This is a genomic window from Roseobacter weihaiensis, assembly GCF_020622345.1.
Classification (GTDB): Bacteria; Pseudomonadota; Alphaproteobacteria; order Rhodobacterales; family Rhodobacteraceae; genus Roseobacter; species Roseobacter weihaiensis.
Map to the genome: position 1 here is coordinate 15,587 of NZ_JACNMO010000015.1, position 18,377 is coordinate 33,963.

The 18,377-nt window shown below is 61.3% G+C and carries 20 protein-coding genes; 6 read left to right on the forward strand and 14 right to left on the reverse strand.

All coding sequences use genetic code 11. The annotated features are described in order from the left end of the window. The 6 genes from tolQ to ruvC all read right to left on the reverse strand — a co-directional run bounded on the left by tolQ (position 1) and on the right by ruvC (position 4,051). Complete coding sequence (gene tolQ, locus H7847_RS16055; RefSeq protein ID WP_227270497.1) at positions 1-696, reverse strand: protein TolQ; 696 nt, start codon at positions 694-696, stop codon at positions 1-3. Between the two features lie 98 nt (positions 697-794). Then, positions 795-1,193 carry a tol-pal system-associated acyl-CoA thioesterase gene (gene ybgC, locus H7847_RS16060; RefSeq protein ID WP_227270498.1) on the reverse strand — a complete coding sequence of 133 codons (399 nt, stop codon included), beginning with the start codon at positions 1,191-1,193 and terminating at the stop codon, positions 795-797. Continuing rightward, entirely contained in the window at positions 1,190-1,816 is a 627-nt protein-coding gene (locus H7847_RS16065) for a hypothetical protein (protein WP_406676015.1), read from the reverse strand. The genes ybgC and H7847_RS16065 overlap by 4 nt, the downstream gene beginning before the upstream one ends. Before the next feature lie 23 nt (positions 1,817-1,839). After that, positions 1,840-2,862, reverse strand: a complete 1,023-nt coding sequence (gene ruvB, locus H7847_RS16070) for a Holliday junction branch migration DNA helicase RuvB (RefSeq protein WP_227270499.1) — start codon at positions 2,860-2,862, stop codon at positions 1,840-1,842. A gap of 26 nt (positions 2,863-2,888) precedes the next feature. After that, the gene (gene ruvA, locus H7847_RS16075; RefSeq protein ID WP_227270500.1) at positions 2,889-3,548 is read right to left on the reverse strand and encodes a Holliday junction branch migration protein RuvA; all 660 of its coding nucleotides are present in this window, start codon (positions 3,546-3,548) and stop codon (positions 2,889-2,891) included. Then, positions 3,545-4,051: a crossover junction endodeoxyribonuclease RuvC gene (gene ruvC / locus H7847_RS16080; protein WP_227270501.1), complete on the reverse strand. Its 507-nt coding sequence runs from the start codon at positions 4,049-4,051 to the stop codon at positions 3,545-3,547. The genes ruvA and ruvC overlap by 4 nt, the downstream gene beginning before the upstream one ends. A gap of 331 nt (positions 4,052-4,382) precedes the next feature. Here ruvC and H7847_RS16085 point away from each other — a divergent pair, with 331 nt between their 5' ends. Beyond that, positions 4,383-4,601 (forward strand): DUF1127 domain-containing protein, encoded by a 219-nt coding sequence (locus H7847_RS16085; RefSeq protein ID WP_227270502.1) that lies wholly within the window; start codon positions 4,383-4,385, stop codon positions 4,599-4,601. Then, the gene (locus tag H7847_RS16090; protein WP_227270503.1) at positions 4,598-4,747 is read left to right on the forward strand and encodes a hypothetical protein; all 150 of its coding nucleotides are present in this window, start codon (positions 4,598-4,600) and stop codon (positions 4,745-4,747) included. The genes H7847_RS16085 and H7847_RS16090 overlap by 4 nt, the downstream gene beginning before the upstream one ends. On the opposite strand, the gene H7847_RS16095 is transcribed toward H7847_RS16090, so the two are convergent. The 6 genes from H7847_RS16095 to H7847_RS16120 all read right to left on the reverse strand — a co-directional run bounded on the left by H7847_RS16095 (position 4,744) and on the right by H7847_RS16120 (position 11,310). Further along, on the reverse strand, positions 4,744-5,088 hold the full coding sequence (locus H7847_RS16095) for a hypothetical protein (protein ID WP_227270504.1): 345 nt from the start codon (positions 5,086-5,088) through the stop codon (positions 4,744-4,746). The genes H7847_RS16090 and H7847_RS16095 overlap by 4 nt on opposite strands. A gap of 107 nt (positions 5,089-5,195) precedes the next feature. Further along, positions 5,196-6,068, reverse strand: a complete 873-nt coding sequence (locus tag H7847_RS16100) for a 50S ribosomal protein L11 methyltransferase (protein WP_227270505.1) — start codon at positions 6,066-6,068, stop codon at positions 5,196-5,198. Further along, complete coding sequence (locus H7847_RS16105; RefSeq protein WP_227270506.1) at positions 6,068-7,459, reverse strand: MATE family efflux transporter; 1,392 nt, start codon at positions 7,457-7,459, stop codon at positions 6,068-6,070. The genes H7847_RS16100 and H7847_RS16105 overlap by 1 nt, the downstream gene beginning before the upstream one ends. Next, on the reverse strand, positions 7,456-8,688 hold the full coding sequence (locus H7847_RS16110) for an MFS transporter (RefSeq protein WP_227270507.1): 1,233 nt from the start codon (positions 8,686-8,688) through the stop codon (positions 7,456-7,458). Before H7847_RS16110 ends, H7847_RS16105 begins: the two co-directional genes overlap by 4 nt. Before the next feature lie 82 nt (positions 8,689-8,770). After that, positions 8,771-8,989 (reverse strand): hypothetical protein, encoded by a 219-nt coding sequence (locus H7847_RS16115; protein ID WP_227270508.1) that lies wholly within the window; start codon positions 8,987-8,989, stop codon positions 8,771-8,773. 125 nt (positions 8,990-9,114) lie between these two features. Further along, a complete protein-coding gene (locus tag H7847_RS16120) occupies positions 9,115-11,310 on the reverse strand; it encodes a primosomal protein N' (protein WP_406676013.1) in 2,196 nt (731 codons plus the stop codon). Between the two features lie 119 nt (positions 11,311-11,429). Here H7847_RS16120 and fsa point away from each other — a divergent pair, with 119 nt between their 5' ends. From fsa to H7847_RS16140, 4 genes are all read left to right on the forward strand, one after another. Further along, positions 11,430-12,083 (forward strand): fructose-6-phosphate aldolase, encoded by a 654-nt coding sequence (gene fsa, locus H7847_RS16125; protein ID WP_227270510.1) that lies wholly within the window; start codon positions 11,430-11,432, stop codon positions 12,081-12,083. A 144-nt stretch (positions 12,084-12,227) separates the two neighbouring features. Further along, complete coding sequence (locus H7847_RS16130; protein ID WP_227270511.1) at positions 12,228-12,920, forward strand: DUF484 family protein; 693 nt, start codon at positions 12,228-12,230, stop codon at positions 12,918-12,920. Beyond that, positions 12,917-13,837, forward strand: coding sequence for a tyrosine recombinase XerC (locus H7847_RS16135; RefSeq protein WP_227270512.1), 921 nt, complete (start codon positions 12,917-12,919; stop codon positions 13,835-13,837). Before H7847_RS16130 ends, H7847_RS16135 begins: the two co-directional genes overlap by 4 nt. Before the next feature lie 73 nt (positions 13,838-13,910). Further along, the gene (locus tag H7847_RS16140) at positions 13,911-14,609 is read left to right on the forward strand and encodes a CDP-alcohol phosphatidyltransferase family protein (RefSeq protein WP_227270513.1); all 699 of its coding nucleotides are present in this window, start codon (positions 13,911-13,913) and stop codon (positions 14,607-14,609) included. A gap of 5 nt (positions 14,610-14,614) precedes the next feature. On the opposite strand, the gene H7847_RS16145 is transcribed toward H7847_RS16140, so the two are convergent. Then, complete coding sequence (locus H7847_RS16145; protein WP_227270514.1) at positions 14,615-15,070, reverse strand: methylated-DNA--[protein]-cysteine S-methyltransferase; 456 nt, start codon at positions 15,068-15,070, stop codon at positions 14,615-14,617. A 76-nt stretch (positions 15,071-15,146) separates the two neighbouring features. After that, positions 15,147-18,176 carry an isoleucine--tRNA ligase gene (gene ileS / locus H7847_RS16150; RefSeq protein WP_227270515.1) on the reverse strand — a complete coding sequence of 1,010 codons (3,030 nt, stop codon included), beginning with the start codon at positions 18,174-18,176 and terminating at the stop codon, positions 15,147-15,149. Between the last annotated feature and the right edge of the window lie 201 nt (positions 18,177-18,377).

Genomic DNA, 18,377 nt, shown 5'->3' on the forward strand with positions numbered 1-18,377 from the left:
CTAACCGTCCAGCTGGCGGCTGAGGATGGTGGCAAATTCATCCGCGAAGGATTCATAACCGGTCAGGATGCGGTCCGCATCCGCGCTCAGCTTGTTGTAATAGATCACCGCCGGGATCGCCGCAAAGAGCCCCAGTCCCGTGGCCAGGAGCGCCTCCGCAATGCCCGGTGCCACCACGGCAAGGTTGGTGTTTTGCTGCTCAGCAATCTCGATAAAGGCATTCATGATCCCGATCACCGTGCCAAAAAGACCGATGAACGGCGTCGAAGAGCCAATCGTCGCCAGCACCGTCAACCCGTCGCGCAGATGCTCGGATTCCTTGTTGATCGCCACATCCATCGACCTGTCGATCCGCTGTGTGGCCCCCGCAATCAGCCCGCCGTCATCGTGGTGAGAGCGTTGCCACTCGGTCATCCCGGCAGCAAATATCTTTTCACTGCCGCCCGAGGGCGCCGGTCCGACCTGCTGAAAAAGACCGTCCAGCGGCTCCCCCGACCAGAACGACCGGTCAAAGGCCGCTGCCTCGGTGCGGGCCTTGCGATAGAGGATCAGCTTGATGATGATCACCGACCAGGCCCAGAACGAAGCCACGATCAGCATGATCATCACGATTTTTACGATTAAAGTGGCGCGCGCGAATAACCCGAAGAACGAGAAATCGATCTCGTGCGCCATTGCCAGCGTTTCTGCTTCCATATGCCTGCTCTTTGCCCAATACACCCAGGGTCGATTGTTTCGACCTCCATTACGCCTGATTCTAGCCCAGCAACATCCAGAAAGCTATCACTATGGTGTTATTCAGCAGGGGTGATGGGAAGTAAGCGAAGATTTGCTGGCAATTTGACGGGTTTTCCCCCCGCGCCGATGCAGACAATCGTGACATCTGCCGCAAAGATCAGCTTGTCATCGCGGTAGAGGTTCTGCCTCATGACCATCCGCACGGCGCTCCGCCGGGTCAGCGTTGTGCGCACCTCCAGCCTGTCGTCGAACCGGGCCGGAGCGATGTAGTCGGCCGCGATCCGGCGCACCACAAAGACGATGCCGTCCGCTTTCATCGCAAGCTGGTCGATGCCGATCTCGCGCACCCAGTCGCTGCGGGCCCGTTCAATATACCGCAGGTAATTGGCGTGATAGACGATGCCCGCCATATCGGTGTCTTCATAATAGACCCGGATCGGAAAAACATGGCTCATTGCGCCAACCCGACGCGCGCCATCAGCCGCAGGGCATGGCTGACGTCAGTGGACTGCGCGGGCAACACCGGATCATAGGCCGCGCGGATGAGCCCCGCAATCTCGGGGCGCAGGATGGTTCTTTCGCCCACAACAGCCAGGGGTGAGCGGTCTTTGAACGCGGTGTCGGACCACAGCAGCACAGATTGCACGATCTGGCTCAGCGCCAGTGTTTCGGCGGGTACGGCGCTGAGGTTTTCATCCATGCGCAGAAACACAAAGCAGGCCTTGATCGCCCCGTCAGGTTCAAAATGGAAAATCCGGTACTGGTTGGCGTCCACCGCTTTCAGACGGTCCAGGAGCGGGCCCAGATCAAGGATCAGCCGGTCCAGCCCCGGCACCTCTGGCAGCTCGTCCCAGTCGCGAAAGAAAAACAGCATCATGTTGCTGCCCAGTTCCGGGTCGGTCTCTGCCATCTTGTGACCCGAGAGCGCCATGACCGCTTCCAGCGCGCCCTTAACCACTGCCAGCGTCTCGTCCTTGACGCCAAAGACCACCGGTGCGATGGGCCGCCCCCAGCGGGCAAAGGCGAACTGCCCGTCACCGCGGGTAAAGAGCGCTTCGACCTCTGCCGCCGCCATCATCGGTGTTGCGGGTTCCGCCATCTCTACCCCCCGAACAGATCGGTCTGGGCCTTGGGCGCGTCAAGGCCCAGATGCGCCCAGCCCTTGTGCGCCAGCATCCGGCCACGGGGGGTGCGCTGGATCAGGCCCTGTTGCAACAGGAACGGCTCGATGACTTCCTCCAGCGCGTCACGGCTTTCGCTCAGGGCCGCACTGAGCGTCTCGATCCCCACCGGCCCGCCGCTGTAGTTCTCCGCGATCAGCGTGAGGTACCGCCGATCCGCGCCGTCCAGCCCCAGGTGATCGACGCCCAGACGGGTCAGCGCCATATCCGCCAGGTCACGGGTCACCTTACCGTCCCCTTCGACCACGGCAAAATCCACGACGCGGCGCAAAAGCCGCCCCGCAATCCGTGGCGTACCGCGCGCGCGCCGGGCAATCTCGCGCGCACCACCTTCGTCAGCGGGGGCACCGAGCTTGCGGGCATTGCGGTCGACAATCACGAAAAGCTCGTCGTTGGTGTAGAACTGCAGCCGGGTGGGGATGCCAAAACGGTCGCGCAAGGGGGTGGTCAAGAGGCCCATCCGCGTGGTGGCACCGACCAGCGTGAAGGGCTGCAATTCGATGCGCACGGTGCGCGCGGCGGGGCCTGCCCCGATCACCAGATCGAGCTCGAAATCCTCCAGCGCGGGGTAGAGCACTTCTTCGACCGCCGGGTTCAGGCGGTGAATTTCGTCAATAAAGAGAACATCGCGCGCCTCAAGGTTGGTCAGGATCGCCGCCAGATCGCCCGCCTTGGCCAGCACCGGACCGCTGGTCATGCGAAAACTCACGCCCAATTCGCGCGCCATGATCTGCGCCAGCGTGGTTTTCCCCAAGCCGGGCGGGCCATGAAACAACGTGTGGTCCATCGCTTCGCCCCGGTGGCGCGCGGAGGCGATAAAGACGGCAAGATTGGCGCGCGCTTCAGCCTGACCCACGAACTCGTCCAGCATCTGCGGGCGCAGCGCGCGGTCACGGTCCTCTGGCAGCGGGTCGGGCCGGACGGTGGGGTCAATATCGCTCATGAGGTATCCTGCCTAGCTGACGCACCCTAGCCCTTTGGCGCGAGGAGTTTCAACGCAGCGCGAATGAGCGCGGTGGTATCCGCATCAGGGTCATCGCCAGCGGCCTGCGCGATGGCACTGGCCGCATCGGAGGGGCTGTAGCCCAGATTGCCGAGAGCCGACAGCGCGTCTGCCTGGGCCGAAGGGTTTTGCGGCGCGGGTGCGGGGGCCGCTGCTACATCCTGCAACACCGCTGCCGCTGCCTCGCCGCTCGCCTGCGCGACCGTACCGCCCATCGCCATGACACCGGGCGCTTTATCCTTGAGGTCGAGGACCACACGCTGTGCAATCTTCGGCCCGACCCCTTTGGCCGCCTTGACCGCGCTCCAGTCGCCCAGTGCAATGGCGCGGCCCACCCCATCTGCCCCCAGCGTGCCGAGGATCGCCAGCGACGCCTTGGCCCCAACGCCCTGCACGGAGGTCAGCAGCCGGTGCCATTCTTTCTCTGCCAGCGTGGTGAAACCATAAAGCTGCATCAGGTCTTCGCGCACCACCAGATCGGTAAAAAGGGCGACAACCTCGCCATTGCCCGGCAGCGCGGCCAGCGTCCGCTCGGAACAATAGACCAGATACCCCACGCCCTGAACATCCACGAGCACGTGATCTGCAGCACGGTGCTCCAGCCGCCCGGTAATCTTGCCGATCATGCGCGGGCCCTCGCCAGCGCTGCACTCAGCCCGCCGGCCCCGCTGTGGTGCGCATGGCAAATGGCAATCGCAAGCGCATCTGCAGCATCCGCCCCCTCGATCACGGCGCCCGGCAGTTGAAGCCGGACCATATGCAATACCTGCGCCTTGTCGGCATGGCCAACCCCGACCACGGTTTTTTTGATTTTATTGGGCGCATATTCTCCCACGGGCAGCCCCGCCTGCGCTGGAACCAGCATCGCGATGCCGCGCGCCTGCCCAAGCTTGAGCGTGCCTGCTCCGTCCTTGTTGACAAAGGTCTGTTCTACCGCGGCGACCTGCGGCAGGTAGCGCGCCACCACGGAGGTAAGCTGTTGGTGCAAGGACAGCAAACGATCGGCCAGCGCCTCACCCTGCGACCGACAAACACCGTTCGCCACATGCGTCAGCTTGCTGCCGGCTACGTCGATGATGCCCCACCCGAGATTGCGCAACCCCGGATCAATGCCAATTACACGTGTCATGCCGCCTGCCCTGCCAATTTATCTCTTTTTTGATGCACTAGCACGAAAGGCGAACATCCGCCAAGCAGTTCCTTTTTTGGCAGAATATTCGCGCCGTTTGTTCAAAACACCCGGACCAAGGCGCAAAAGCGTCGGTAATTGACCTGTCTACGACAATTCAAAAGCATTATTTTCTTTTTATTTACGGCAATTTAACCATGCACAATACCTATGCAAGAATTGCATATCGACCTTGCGTTTTCTCATCTTGCTTAAAATTCAGGCACACCCTATCTGCCCCTCACAACGCACCGGCATGACCGGTTCACTCTCAGATAAAAGGACGGCTATCATGGCTATTTTCGATACCACACGCACTACTTACGGTTCCGCCACAGCAGCGAGCCGTCTCTTTGGCAAGCTCAACACGGTCTTCGCCGCCGCTGTTGCCTGGAATGACGCACGCGTCACCCGCAACGCACTGAGCGCCCTGACAGATCGCGAACTGGCAGATATCGGTCTGACCCGGAGCGACATCGACGCTGTTGCAGAGAACAAGATCACACGATGACGCAGTCGGTCTATCCGGTTGATGGAAAAGAAAAAGCCGCGCCTTCCAACAGAGAAGGGCGCGGCTTTTTAACAGTCGAAATCCTTGGAGGGACTTTCGATACTCATCACAAAAACGGCACTTTGACCGTTCTTACCAAACGCTAACCAAATACACTCAACAACAGACCCGCCAACTGGGACGTGACCGGGTCGACCTGCATGATCCAGGCGCAGGCCTGCTCGAACGAGGTGCCCAAGCTCAATGCCTCAATGCGTCCCGCGTAGGTCGCAGGACCAACGGCAGCCAGTGTCACCGCCTTGAAGAACGCAAATCCAATAATGGCGGCAGCAAGGATGCGCAGGCGCAGCCCCGTGCGCCCCTTTTTCGGCTCAACCGTAATCAGCCCATCGGGATTGATCTTTGCCACATACCCCTTCGCAAGCTCCTTGTGCTTGCGCTCAAGGCTATCGAGGCGTTTCTCAAATTGAGCGAATGCGTCAGACATCCAACTCTCCCACTAATCAGGCCCCCACCGGATCGGAAAACAAGATGCTCTGTAATTGACTAAAATTCAAGGAATACTGGCTGAATATGACGAAAATGGGGCCGATTTCAAGGGTTTCTACTTAGGGTAAGCGTGGTCCAGTCAACAATCTCTGCGCGGTGAATAAGATTGAAGCCGGAGCGTGTATAAACCTTGATCACATCCTCTGCCTGTTCGTTCAGAATTCCGGACAGAATCGCATATCCACCGGGCTGAACATGGGTTGTCATATCCGGCGCAAGCGCGACAAGCGGTCCCTTGAGGATGTTGGCAAAGACCAGATCAAAGGGCGCGGCCCCGGTCAGCTTCGGATGCGCGAAACCGGCAGCCTCGACGCAGGCCACCCGGCCCTCCAGACCATTGGCCCGCACATTGCTGCGCGCAACCTCGACGGCGACGGCGTCTATATCGCTGGCGAGGACCGGCTCTTCCCAGATCCGTGCGGCGGCCATGGCGAGCACAGCCGTCCCACAGCCGATGTCCGCGACGTTGCGCCCTTCAACCCCCCCTTCAATCAAGCGATCAAGCGCCTGCAGGCAGCCCAGGGTTGTGCCATGGTGCCCGGTGCCAAAGGCCATCGCCGCCTCGATCAGCAGCGGCTCTGCACCAGCAGGCACCTTGTCGGCGTCATGGCTGCCATAGACAAAGAACCGCCCGGCTTCCACCGGGGCCAGTTCCCGGCGGACATGCGCCACCCAGTCGGTTTCCGGCAGTTCCGACACCACAAAAGGGTTGGCCTGCATCGCGGCGGCCAGCAACATCAAGGCGGTTTCGTCAGGCTTTTCGGTGAAGTACCCGCCGACCTCCCAAAGCCCCGAGCCGTCTTCGACCTCAAAAACGCCGACACCTGTGGGTTCAGGCAGGAGGTTTTCCATAGCCGCGCCCAGCTTTTCCGCAGCGGGTTTGCCGCGCAGGGTGGTCAGAGCAGTAAAGGTCGGCATCATCTTCTCCGGTATCGGTCGGGGTTCGGGTAGGGCCGCGGCGGTCCCGCGTCAAGTACAGCATCAGACACAGTGTCGAGCCTGCACACAAAACGCCAGGCCCAGAGACAGCCGGCAGCGCCCACAAGCGCGCTAGCCGTGGCCTGCCCATAGATCACACCGGGCGCACCGTAAAGCGTGGCAAGGGTCGCGGCGGCAGGCCAGCCCAGCAGGGCTTCCTTGCTCCAGTTGAGAAAGGTCGACCTTCCGGGTCGCCCCAGATTGTTGAAGGCGGCATTTGCAACAAAAAGCGTTCCGACAAAGACAAAACCCCCAACGCCAACGGTCGTAAACGCCCAAAGCACCTCCGCCCCCTGACCTGACAAGCCAAAAAGCGCGATGACCTGCGGTGTTGCAAAGATCAGCGCGCCCCACATGACAAGCGTGTAGCCCAGGCAAAAGATCAAAGCGTCACGGTAGGCTGAGCGTACACGGTCCAAATGCCCCGCACCGAAGTTCTGGCCAAAGATGCCACCGATCGCGCCTGAAAGCGCAAAGACCCCGCCAAAGGCCACCACGGTCAGACGCCCAACCACGGCCCAGGCCGCAACCGCGTCGTCGCCGAAGGCGGCGATGACCATGGTCAGCAGGTAATTGCCCACCGGCGTTGCCAATTGGGTCGCAATGGCAGGCATGGCAATCAGCATGTAGGGTCGGGTGAGGCTCAGAAACTCCCCTCGGGACGGCTTCGCAATCAGGCTGTGCTGCACAATGGCAAAGTAGAGCCCAAGCGCCATCAGGGCGATGCGGAACGCAAAAAGCCCGATTGCCGCACCATCCAGCCCCCAGCCCAGCCACAGGATCAGGATGGGATCAACCATCATCAGCAGGCCGCCGGACAGCAAGGTGACATACATCGCCTTGGCCCCCAGACCTTCGGCACGCAGCACACCGGAGGCAATCATACCGACGGCCATCAGCGGCAGCGACGGCATGGTTATCAGCAGATAGCGCGCCGCCAGCGCCGCCGTCTCACCGGTGGCCCCTGCAAGGTGGACAAGCTCGTACCGGAACAGCACAACAAGGGTTGCCACGCAGGTCTGAAACCCTGCCGCGGTTATCATTGCCGCCCCCGCTTGCCGACGCGCCAGCGGTCGGTCGCGGGTGCCAATGCTGCGCGACACCATCGCGGTCGAGGCGATCATCAGCCCCACGCCGGAAGAGACCGAAAAGAACTGGATCGCGAAGGCAAAGCCAATGGCCGCGACCAGCCTCGGGTCGCCAAGCTTGGAAATCCACACCAGGTTTACGGCATCGACCAGAAACACGAAGGTGATGCCAAAGGCTCCGGTCGCCGTCATCCGGATCACATGGCCCATAGTGGATCCGGTCAGGAAGCGGCCTTCGCTCATTCCGCCGGGGCGGCGATCGGGCGGGCAAAGATCGTCTCGTTTCCCTTTTCGGGATGGCGCGGGATCAGCATCGCCAGCATGAAAGAGATCGCCGCCATGCCTGCGGCCAGAAAGAATACCGCTGCCGGAGACCAGAGCCACAACAGCCCCAGAGAGACCGGCAGAAACACCGCCGCGATGTGGTTGATGGTAAAGGCCACAGCGGCCGTGGGGGCGATATCACCGGGGTCCGCGATCTTTTGAAAGTAGGTCTTGAGCGCCAGCGCCAGCCCGAAAAAGATATGGTCCAGCACATAGAGTGTGGCCGCGACCGCCACCCCCCAGCCCAGATAATAAACCCCGCCGTAGCACAAAAACACCGTGACAAGGCCGATGTATTCGACGCCAAGTGTGTTGCGTTCGCCAAAATGGCCGACGGCCCGCCCCAGCAAAGGCGCCACCAGCATGTTGATGACAAGGTTTATCAGATAGAGCAGCGTGATCTCATGCACGTCATAGCCGAATTTCTCGACCATCATGAAACCCGCAAAGACCACGAAAATCTGCCGCCGCGCGCCCGACATGAACTGCAACGCGTAGTAGAGCCAGTATCGCTTGCGCAGCACCATCTTCTTGGTCTGGGGGTTGGGGGCCTCGAACTGCGGATAGGCGATCATGGCAAAGAGAGCGATGGCCACCGTCATGCCACCGCCCACCATATAGACGGTGTTGTAGGACAGCGACAGGGTCTCCCAGAGCGCCATGATCGTCAGATAGGCCACCAAGGTGGCCGCTGAGCCTGCGGCGAGAAGCCAGCCGAGCATTTGCGGCGCTTCTTCCTTTTTGAGCCACTGCAGTTGCAGCGATTGATTGACCGTCTCGTAATAGTGAAACCCGATGGAGCTGAGCATGGTGATTGCCAGAATACCGCCCATCGAGGGGAACCACGCGGTCACCGCCGTGGCCGCCCCCAGCAGGATCAGAGATACAAGGCCCAGCACCTGCTCGCGCACAAAGATGATGATGGCGATCACCCCCACCGCCAGAAAGCCGGGGATTTCGCGCACGGTGTGCAACAGGCCAATGTCAGAGCCGTCGAAACTGGCCGCGTCGATCACGAAGTTATTGAGCAGGGCAGACCATGTATTAAAGGCAATCGGCATCGCCAGCGCCATCAGAAACAACAGCGCGATGGGCCGTCGCCAAAACGGCAGATGTCGTGCATCGGCGAGGGGAACCAAACGGGCCATAAAATGTGCATATGCCCTTTATGCCGATTTGACGAGGTACAATTTTTGCCTTGAAGCGCTAACGAAAGCTGTCCCGTGGCCCCTATCTGGCCGTCTTATCAGCGACACCTGATGAGGCTGCGACATTCCCGTGCCAGTCCTCAACTGAGGTCTGAGGGGCGGTGCCCAGCGACATCACCACCAGCAGCGTCCCAAACAAAAAGCCAATGACCAAAGCCCAACCGGCGGGCAGTGGCGTCACCGCCGGTTCCAGCGCCCAAAGCTGTGCAGAGGAAGTGCGATCTGTCTCTTGGAATGACATTTGATTTCTCCTTTGACCGTCCTCGACCCCGTGGTGCGAGCGACATCATCAGAGATAGCCCCTGCAGAAACATAACTAAAACGAATATTTATTATAGCCGACATCATAATTCGTGATGCTTGGGATTAATAGAAGCTTTGCGGATCAATATCGACGGCCACGCGCAGATCGCCCTTGATCCGCAAGTGCCCTACCCATCGCGCCAGCGCATCCTGCAAGGGCGCGCTCTTTTCCGCCTTGACCAGCAACCGGACACGATGCCGCCCGCGGACCCGTGCAATAGGGGCAGGCGCGGGCCCGAACACCTGCGCCCCGATCTTGCGGAGGGGAGCGTCCTGCCGGGCCAGCAGATTGCCCGCGTCAAAAACCTGCGCCACATCTGTTCCGCTCAGAATGATGCCCGCCATCCGACCATAAGGTGGCACGCCCGCCGCTTCCCGTTCGCGCGCCTCTGCCGCCCAGAATTCCTCCTCGTCTCCGGCGAGAATGGCGCGGATCACCGGATGCTCGGGCTGATAGGTCTGCAACAGCGCCGTGCCGGGTTTCTCCGCCCGCCCCGCGCGCCCGGCCACCTGACGCATCAGTTGAAAGGTACGCTCCGCCGCGCGCAGGTCTGACCCCTGCAAGCCGAGGTCTGCATCGATGACCCCCACCAGGGTGAGCTTTGGAAAGTTGTGGCCCTTGGCCACCAGCTGCGTGCCGATGATGATGTCTGCGGCCCCCTCGGCAATCGATTCGATCTCGGCCTTGAGCGCGCGGGCGGAGCCATACATGTCCGAGCTTAGCGTCGCGATCTTTGCGTCGGGGAAAAGCAATGCGGCTTCCTCACCCAGTCGCTCGACGCCGGGCCCCACCGGGGCCAGACGGTCCTCCGCAGCACAGGCGGGGCAGACCGTCGGCATCGGTTTGCTTTCACCGCATTGATGACAGACCAGACGCTTGAGAAACCGGTGCTCGACCATCCGGGCATCACAATCGTCACAGCCAATCTGATGCCCGCAAGCGCGGCAGAGTGTGATCGGCGCGTATCCCCGCCGATTGATAAACAGCATGGATTGTTCATCACGCGCCAGACGTGCCTCGACCGCGCGCTGCAGATCCCCCGAGACCCAGCGGTTCGCAGGCAGGCTTTCGCCGCGCATGTCGATCGCGCGCATCTCGGGCAGCACCGCCGGCCCGAACCGCGACGTCAGCTCAAGGCGCGCGTATTTGCCTGCCTGCGCGTTGGCCCAGCTTTCCAAAGACGGTGTGGCGGAGGCAAGCACCACCTGGCAGCCCGCGATCGACGCGCGCAGCACCGCCATATCGCGGGCGTTATAGAGCACACCCTCTTCCTGTTTGTAGGAGGTATCGTGCTCTTCATCCACGACGATCAACCCGAGGTTCTGAAACGGCAGAAACAGCGCCGATCGCGCGCCGATCACCAGTTGTGCGCCCCCCTGCCCGACCATCCGCCAGATGCGCCGCCGCTCGGTCATGGTGGCGCCGGAATGCCACTCCGCAGGGCGCGCGCCGAACCGTGCCTCGACCCGCGTGAGAAACGCCGCCGTCAGCGCGATCTCAGGCAGGAGCACCAAGGCCTGACGCCCCGCTGACAAGGCTGCGGCCACCGCTTCGAGGTAAACTTCGGTTTTGCCGGATCCGGTCACCCCGCGCAGCAGGGTGGTGCCATAGCGCTCCGACCGGACAGCCTCGGCCAGCCTTGTGGCACCGGTCGCCTGATCGGGTGTCAGCGCGTTGCCCGGCAGGTTCGGGTCCAGCCGCGCAAAGGGCAGATCGCGCGGGCTGTCTTCTTCCCGCACCACGCCTTGTGCCACGAGACCCTTGATAACCGATGGGCCAACTCCCGCCATCTCGGCCAGTTCCTTGAGGGTGAACGACAGATCCCCGTAGTGTGCCAAGGCCTCCAGCACTTTGGTCCGGGCGGCGGTCTTCTTGTCGGGCAGTCCGCTCCCCCGGCGGTAGATCTTGCGCATCGACGGCGGATCGCCCAGACCCGGCGCGCGCGTCGCCAGCCGCAGCATCGCCGGCAGCGGCGTCAGCGTATAAGCTGCGGCCCGCTGCAGAAAATCACGCATCTCCTCGCGCATCGGGGCCGCATCCAGAACCCGGTAGGCCGCCCGGATCTTTGACAGGTCATAGTCGCCCTTGCCCGGCCCCCAGACCACTCCCAGCACCTTGCGCGGCCCCAGCGGCACCTCTACAAAGGCCCCCAGAGGACACCCGCCTTCGGGGGCGCGATAATCCAGCGCGCGTCCCAAAGGCTGGGTTGTCAGCACGGCAATCAGGCAGCCCTGGTCATAAAATTGCGGCAGGCTCAACAGGCTGTCTTTCGAAATAGGGCGTTTGAGGGTTTCAGCATCGCAGATCATGCGGTAAAGCCAAGCGCAAGAAAGTAATATGTTAGCGTTCACATTCACTTTTCGAAAGGACCCGACCCATGAAATTCTTTGTCGACACAGCGGACACGCAGGCGATCTCTGAACTGAACGACCTTGGCATGGTGGACGGGGTCACCACGAACCCTTCACTGATCCTGAAGTCCGGTCGCGACATCCTCGAAGTGACCAAGGAGATCTGCGACATCGTTTCCGGCCCGGTCAGCGCCGAAGTGGTGGCGCTGGAGGCAGACGCGATGATCGCCGAGGGCCGTAAACTGGCCAAGATAGCCGAGAACATCACCGTTAAACTGCCCCTGACCTGGGACGGGCTGAAAGCCTGCAAGGTGCTGTCGGATGAAGGCAAAATGGTCAATGTCACCTTGTGTTTCTCCGCCAATCAGGCGCTTTTGGCGGCCAAGGCGGGCGCATCCTTCATCAGCCCTTTCATTGGACGGCTGGATGACATGAGCCTTGATGGTGTCGAGCTGATCGAAGACATCCGCACGATCTATGACAACTACGGGTTTGCGACCGAAATCCTCGCAGCCTCCATCCGCTCGGTCAACCACGTCCAGCAGGTCGCGCTTGTCGGGGCGGATGTCATGACCGCCCCCCCGGAGGTCATCAAAAAGCTCGCCAGCCACCCGCTGACGGACAAGGGGCTGGAGCAATTCATGGCCGATTGGGCAAAAACCGGGCAGAAAATCCTCTGATCTGCGGGCAGAATTGCATCTGCGCGCCCTTCGATGGCGCGCAGGCAACACATACGCGCGGGAAACCTCTGATCGGCACGTAAAGGCAGATTTCATCCAGGACGCGTGCTAGGCTGGCCAAAACAAACAAAAAATGAGCAGCACATGACAACAAAGCCCAAGATCAAAGACGACCTGCGCGATGCGATCCTGTCGCACCCCGATGCGATCCTCGACGACAAAGACGTGATGCACGCCCTGATTGCCGCCAATGAAAAAGCGATGGGGCACAACATCATCGACCTGCGCGGCATCGCCATGGACCGGTTGGAAACGCGCCTTGACCGGCTGGAAGATACCCACCGGTCGGTGATTGCCGCGGCCTATGAGAATGTCGCGGGCACGCAGCAAATCCATCGCGCCATTCTGCGCCTGCTGGAAGCTGCAGATTTTGACGCGCTCTTGCGCGACCTCAGCGGAGATGTGGCCGAGATCTTGCGCATCGATGCGGTGCGACTTGTCCTCGAGACGGAGGGGAAGGCGCGCGTCGGGGCGGATGTTCTGTCCGAGCGCCCGATGGGTTACATCGACCGCTACCTCACGCAGGACCGGGGCGGGGAGGCCCGGCATATCACCTTGCGTCCCGTGCAACCCTGCGCGGACAGCCCCTATGGTCGTCCGCCGCGTCGCATCGCCTCGGAGGCGTGCCTGAAACTTGATCTGGGCCCGGCGCGACGCCCCGGCCTGCTGGTGCTGGGGTCGGAAGATGCCCAAATGTTCGCCGCACAGCAAGGCACCGATCTGCTGGTCTTTTTCGGGGGCGTTGTCGAACGGCTTCTGCGGCGCTTTCTGACATGAGCCTCGTCAGCCCAGCGGCAGCGGATGCGCTGCAGGCCTGGCTGGCACACCAACGCGCGATCAAAGGCGCGGCGGAGAACACGCGGATCGCCTATCAGGGCGATGTCATCGACTTTCTGTCCTTTATCACCGCGCACAAGGCCGAACCTCAGGGCCTGCGGGCGCTGGCGCGCATCACGGTGACAGACATGCGCGCCTGGATGGCGCAGACACGCGGCACCGGCGTTTCCGCAAGGTCGCTGGCGCGCAAGCTCTCCGCGGTCAAGGCCTTCTACAAATGGCTGGCGGCGCGCGAAGGGTTTGAACCAACCGCCGTTCTATCCACCCGCGCGCCCAAATTTCAAAAGAAACTCCCGCGTCCGCTGGCCGAAGACGCCGCACGCAATCTCATTGACGCCATCGAAATCCAGTCCGAAAAGCCCTGGGTGGCCGCGCGGGATGTCGCGGTGGTCACCCTTCTCTGGGGCTGCGGGCTGCGGATCTCCGAGGCGCTGTCGCTGACCGGCGCAGATGCGCCTCTGCCGGCCACCCTTCGGATCACCGGCAAGGGCGGCAAGGAACGTGTCGTGCCGGTTCTGCCCGCCACACAACAGGCTGTGGCAGCATACCTGCGGCTCTGCCCCTACCCCACCGCTGCGGGTGAGCCGCTGTTTCGGGCGGTGCGGGGCGGCGCGCTGCGGCCGGGGGCGATCCAGAAGGTAATGGCGCGCGCGCGCATGCAGCTTGGCCTGCCCGCAAGTGCAACACCGCACGCCATGCGCCATAGCTTTGCAACCCACCTGCTGAACGCGGGTGGAGATTTGCGGGCGATCCAGGAACTGCTGGGGCATGCGTCGCTCTCCACCACGCAGGCCTACACCGGCGTGGACACCGCCAGGCTGATGGAAGTCTATGATCGCGCGCACCCAAAGGCATGACGCTTCCCTTGATTAATCCAAAAGCCCATTATTTCCTTTTGCATACCTCGACGCCATAGGCCAAAAAGCACGTATGAACACTCGACTAGCCGCCCTTGGCGTACATCTTTTGACCGCCACGGGTGCTGTTTTCGCGATGCTGGCCATGCTGGCAGCGGTCGATGAAAAATGGGACCTGATGTTCCTGTGGCTCGTGGTGGCCTTTTTCGTCGATGGGATCGACGGGCCTCTGGCGCGCAAATACCACGTCAAGGTCAACGCGCCGGAGTTTGATGGCGTTCTGCTGGACCTCATCATCGACTACCTGACCTATGTGTTCATCCCCGCCTTCGCCCTTTTCAAGTCCGGGCTGATGGACGGCTGGACCGGCTGGTTTGCGATCATCATCATCACCTTTACCTCCGCCATGTATTTCGCCGATACGCGCATGAAAACAAAGGATAACTCCTTTTCGGGATTCCCCGGGTGCTGGAATATGCTGGTGCTGGTCATCTTTGCGCTGGAGCCGAACTTCTGGGTCAGTCTGGCGCTCGTCTCGGCCCTCGCCGTCGCCATGTTTGTGCCGTTGAAATTCGTCCATCCGGTGCGGACAAAGCGCTGGCGCACGGTCACCCTGCCGATGGCCCTGGCCTGGACCTTCTTTGCAGGCTGGGCCGCCTGGGTCGATTTTCACCCGGAAAGCTGGGCGCACTGGGGTCTTGTCGTGTCGAGCGTCTATCTGACCTTTGCCGGGATCGCGCAGCAGATCATCCCCGCCAAGGGCGAGGCCTGACGGGGTCAGATCAGAAAACCGCCCGCCTTTTCATGCTTGAGAAGCGCCACTTTTGTCTCGACCCCGCCCGCTCCCGAAAACCCGGTGAGCCCCTTGGCCCCCATCACCCTGTGGCACGGGATGATGATCGGGATCGGGTTTGCGCCACAGGCCTGGCCCACCGCCTGCGCCGGTGCGCCCAGGGATCTGGCGATGTCGCCATAGGTACAGGTCTCGCCAAACGGGATCGCATAGATCGCGTCGCAGACCGCCCGCTGAAACGCGCTCCCCTCGATCTTGAGAGGCAGGTCAAACGCCTCAAGGGTGCCTTGGTCGTACGCCGTCAACTGCCGTGCCGCCTCTTCGAGAAGCGCGGATGTCGCCTCCTGCCGGGCCCGCCCCCAATGCACGGCCGCAAGCGCGCCCGCCTCCTCCACAAGCACAAGATCACCAAACTGGGTTGTTACGGTTCTTTCCAACATGACCCCATGCTGCCGCCGTGTCGCGCGCACGGCAACCCGTTTCCTGCGGGAAGGTCTGATCCGCCCCGCGACGTCCTTAGCCTACTGCGGCATCGCACCGCCCGCAGACACCCGCGTGGCCATGCTGACCCACATCCGGCAGCACTTTCCAGCAGCGCGCGCATTTCTCACCTTCGGCTTTTGCAAACTGCACCGCAATGCCGTCGATCTCGGGCATCTTGAAGGCCTGCGCCGGGGCGGGAGCGTCGCTGACGGTGATCTGCGAGGTGATGCAGATATCCTCAAAGGGCACAGCCGCCAGCGCCGACCGGACAGCATCGTCGGCGACATAGACCACCGGGGCCGCCTCAAGCGACGCGCCGATCACCTTGTTGGTGCGTTCGATCTCCAGGGCCGCCGTCACGACCCGGCGGGCCGCCCGGATGCCCGACCACTTGGCCGCCAGTTCCGGGTTCGACCAGGCCTTGGGCGTCTCGGGAAAGTCCTGTAAATGCACGGAGCTGCCTTCTTCCCCGAACCGCTCCAGCCAGACCTCTTCCATGGTAAAGACCAGCACCGGGGCGAGCCAGGTGGTCAGCCGGTGAAAGAGGATATCGAGTACGCTGCGGGCGGACCGCCTTTGCAGCGTATCCCCGTCACAATAAAGCGCATCCTTGCGGATATCGAAGTAGAAGGCCGAGAGATCCACCGTCGCAAAAGTAAAGACCGCCTGAAACACGCCCTGAAAGTCGTATTTCGCGTAGCCATTACGCACGGTCTGGTCCAGTTCGGTCAGGCGGTGCAGCACCCAGCGTTCCAGCTCGGGCATGTCCTCGGGTGCGGTCCGGTCTGCGTCGCTGAAGTCTGACAGGGAGCCCAGCATATAGCGCATGGTGTTGCGCAACCGGCGGTAACTATCGGCCACCCCCTTGAGGATTTCCGGCCCGATACGCTGATCCAGCGTATAATCCGTCTGCGCCACCCAGAGGCGCAGGATATCCGCGCCATACTGCTGCACGACCTTTTCCGGCACGATGGTGTTGCCGAGACTTTTGGACATCTTCATGCCCTTCTCATCCAGCGTGAACCCATGGGTCAGCACCCCGCGATAGGGTGCGCGGCCCTGAGTGCCGCAGGATTGCAACAGCGAAGAGTGAAACCAGCCACGGTGCTGGTCGGTGCCTTCCAGATAGAGATCGGCAATCCCGTCTTCGGACCCGTCCGCGCGGTCGCGCAGGGTAAAGGCGTGGGTCGACCCGCTATCGAACCACACATCGAGAATATCGGTGACCTGCTCATAGTCATCGGGGTTCACCAGATTGCCCAAAAACCGCTCTTTCGCCCCGTACTTGTACCAGGCATCAGCGCCTTCAGCTTCAAAGGCTTCGACGATCCGCGCGTTCACTTCCGGGTTGCGCAGCAGGAAATCCGCATCCGTGGGCAGCGCGCCCTTCTTGACAAAGCAGGTCAGTGGCACGCCCCAGGCCCGTTGCCGCGACAGCACCCAGTCGGGCCGCGTCTCCATCATCGAATAGAGCCGGTTGCGGCCCGATTTCGGGGTCCATTGCACATTGTCGATCTCGGTCAGCGCCCGCTCGCGGATCGTGGTCCCATGCTGGTCCTGCCCGTCCCCCACGGGTTTGTCGATGGCGGCAAACCACTGCGGCGTATTGCGATAGATCACCGGCGCCTTGGAGCGCCATGAATGCGGATAGCTGTGCTTGATCTTACCGCGCGCGAGCAGCCCGCCAACCTCGGCCAGCTTGCTGATCACGGCGCTGTTGGCGTCGCCTTCCTTGCCCTTGCGGTTCAGGATGTATTTGCCGCCAAAAAACGGCAAATCGGCGCGGAACATGCCTTCATCGGTGACATTATAGGTGATCACCTGCTCCAGCATGCCCAGATCACGATAGAGCTCGTATTCCTCTATGCCGTGAGACGGCGCGCAGTGGACAAAGCCGGTGCCTTCGGTGTCGGTCACAAAATCCGCCGCGCGGAAATCACGCACGTCATCCCATTCACCCTGGCTACCCTCCGCGCCCTTCAGCGGATGGGTCAACTTGAGCGTTTCAAGCTCATCGTTCGTGATGTTCGAAACTCGATGGTACATGCTTTTATCTAAGCGCGCACGCGCGAACACATCGTCTGCCATTTTGTCGGCAAGGATGAAGCGATCACCGGCTTCTACCCAGCATTCCTCCGGGCAATCCGTGACTTTGTACAGACCATATTCTACGTCTTTGCCATAGACGACAGCTTTGTTTGAAGGAATTGTCCAAGGCGTAGTCGTCCAGATCACGACATTTGCGCCGATCAAGTGCTTGTTTCTGTTTCGAGAGTAATTTTCTTGGGATGATCTCAGATCTGCCTTCTCTTCTGCAGTAGCTTCTGGATTACCAGCCGCGAACTTTCCTGTGAATTCTACTTCGCTTTCGTCTTCGAGCGTATCAACAACTTGAAACTTGACCCAGATCGTGAAGCTTTCCTTGTCGTGGTACTCGACCTCTGCCTCAGCCAGCGCGGTCTGTTCGATGGGCGACCACATCACCGGCTTGGAGCCCTGATAGAGCGTGCCGTTCATCAGGAATTTCATGAATTCCTCGGCGATCACCCGTTCGGCGTGGAAATTCATCGTCAGGTAGGGATCGGCCCAGTTGCCGGTGATCCCCAGCCGCTTGAACTCCTCGCGCTGGATATCGACCCAACCCTCGGCAAACTTGCGGCACTCCTGCCGGAAATCGACGACATCCACGTCGTCCTTGTCTTTCCCCTTGGCGCGATACTGCTCTTCGATCTTCCATTCGATGGGCAGACCGTGACAATCCCAGCCGGGGATATAGCGCGCGTCACGCCCCATCATCTGCTGGCTGCGCACCACCATATCCTTGAGCGTCTTGTTCAGCGCGTGCCCGATGTGCAGATGGCCGTTGGCGTAAGGAGGCCCGTCATGCAGCGTGAAAGGCGTGCGGCCGGTTTTCTCGCGCAGCCGGTCGTAGATGCCGATCCTTTCCCAGCGCGCCAGCCAGTCCGGTTCGCGCTTGGGCAAGCCTGCGCGCATCGGAAAGTCGGTCCTAGGCAGATTCAAAGTCGATTTATAGTCAGGGGTCTCTGTCGTTTCGGCGCACATTGCGGGCGTCCTTTTAAAGTCTCGTCACATCGGGAAAAGCGGTCGGTGCGAATGGCTCAAACACCTTGGCCCGGCGTCTCATCAGGTCAGAGCGCCGGGGATATAATTCGAATAATGATCGCGGTAAAACCCGTCATGGCTGCCTTATAGGCACCTGACTGGCGCGCCACAAGTCCTCTGTCAAATCGCCTCGCCGCGACA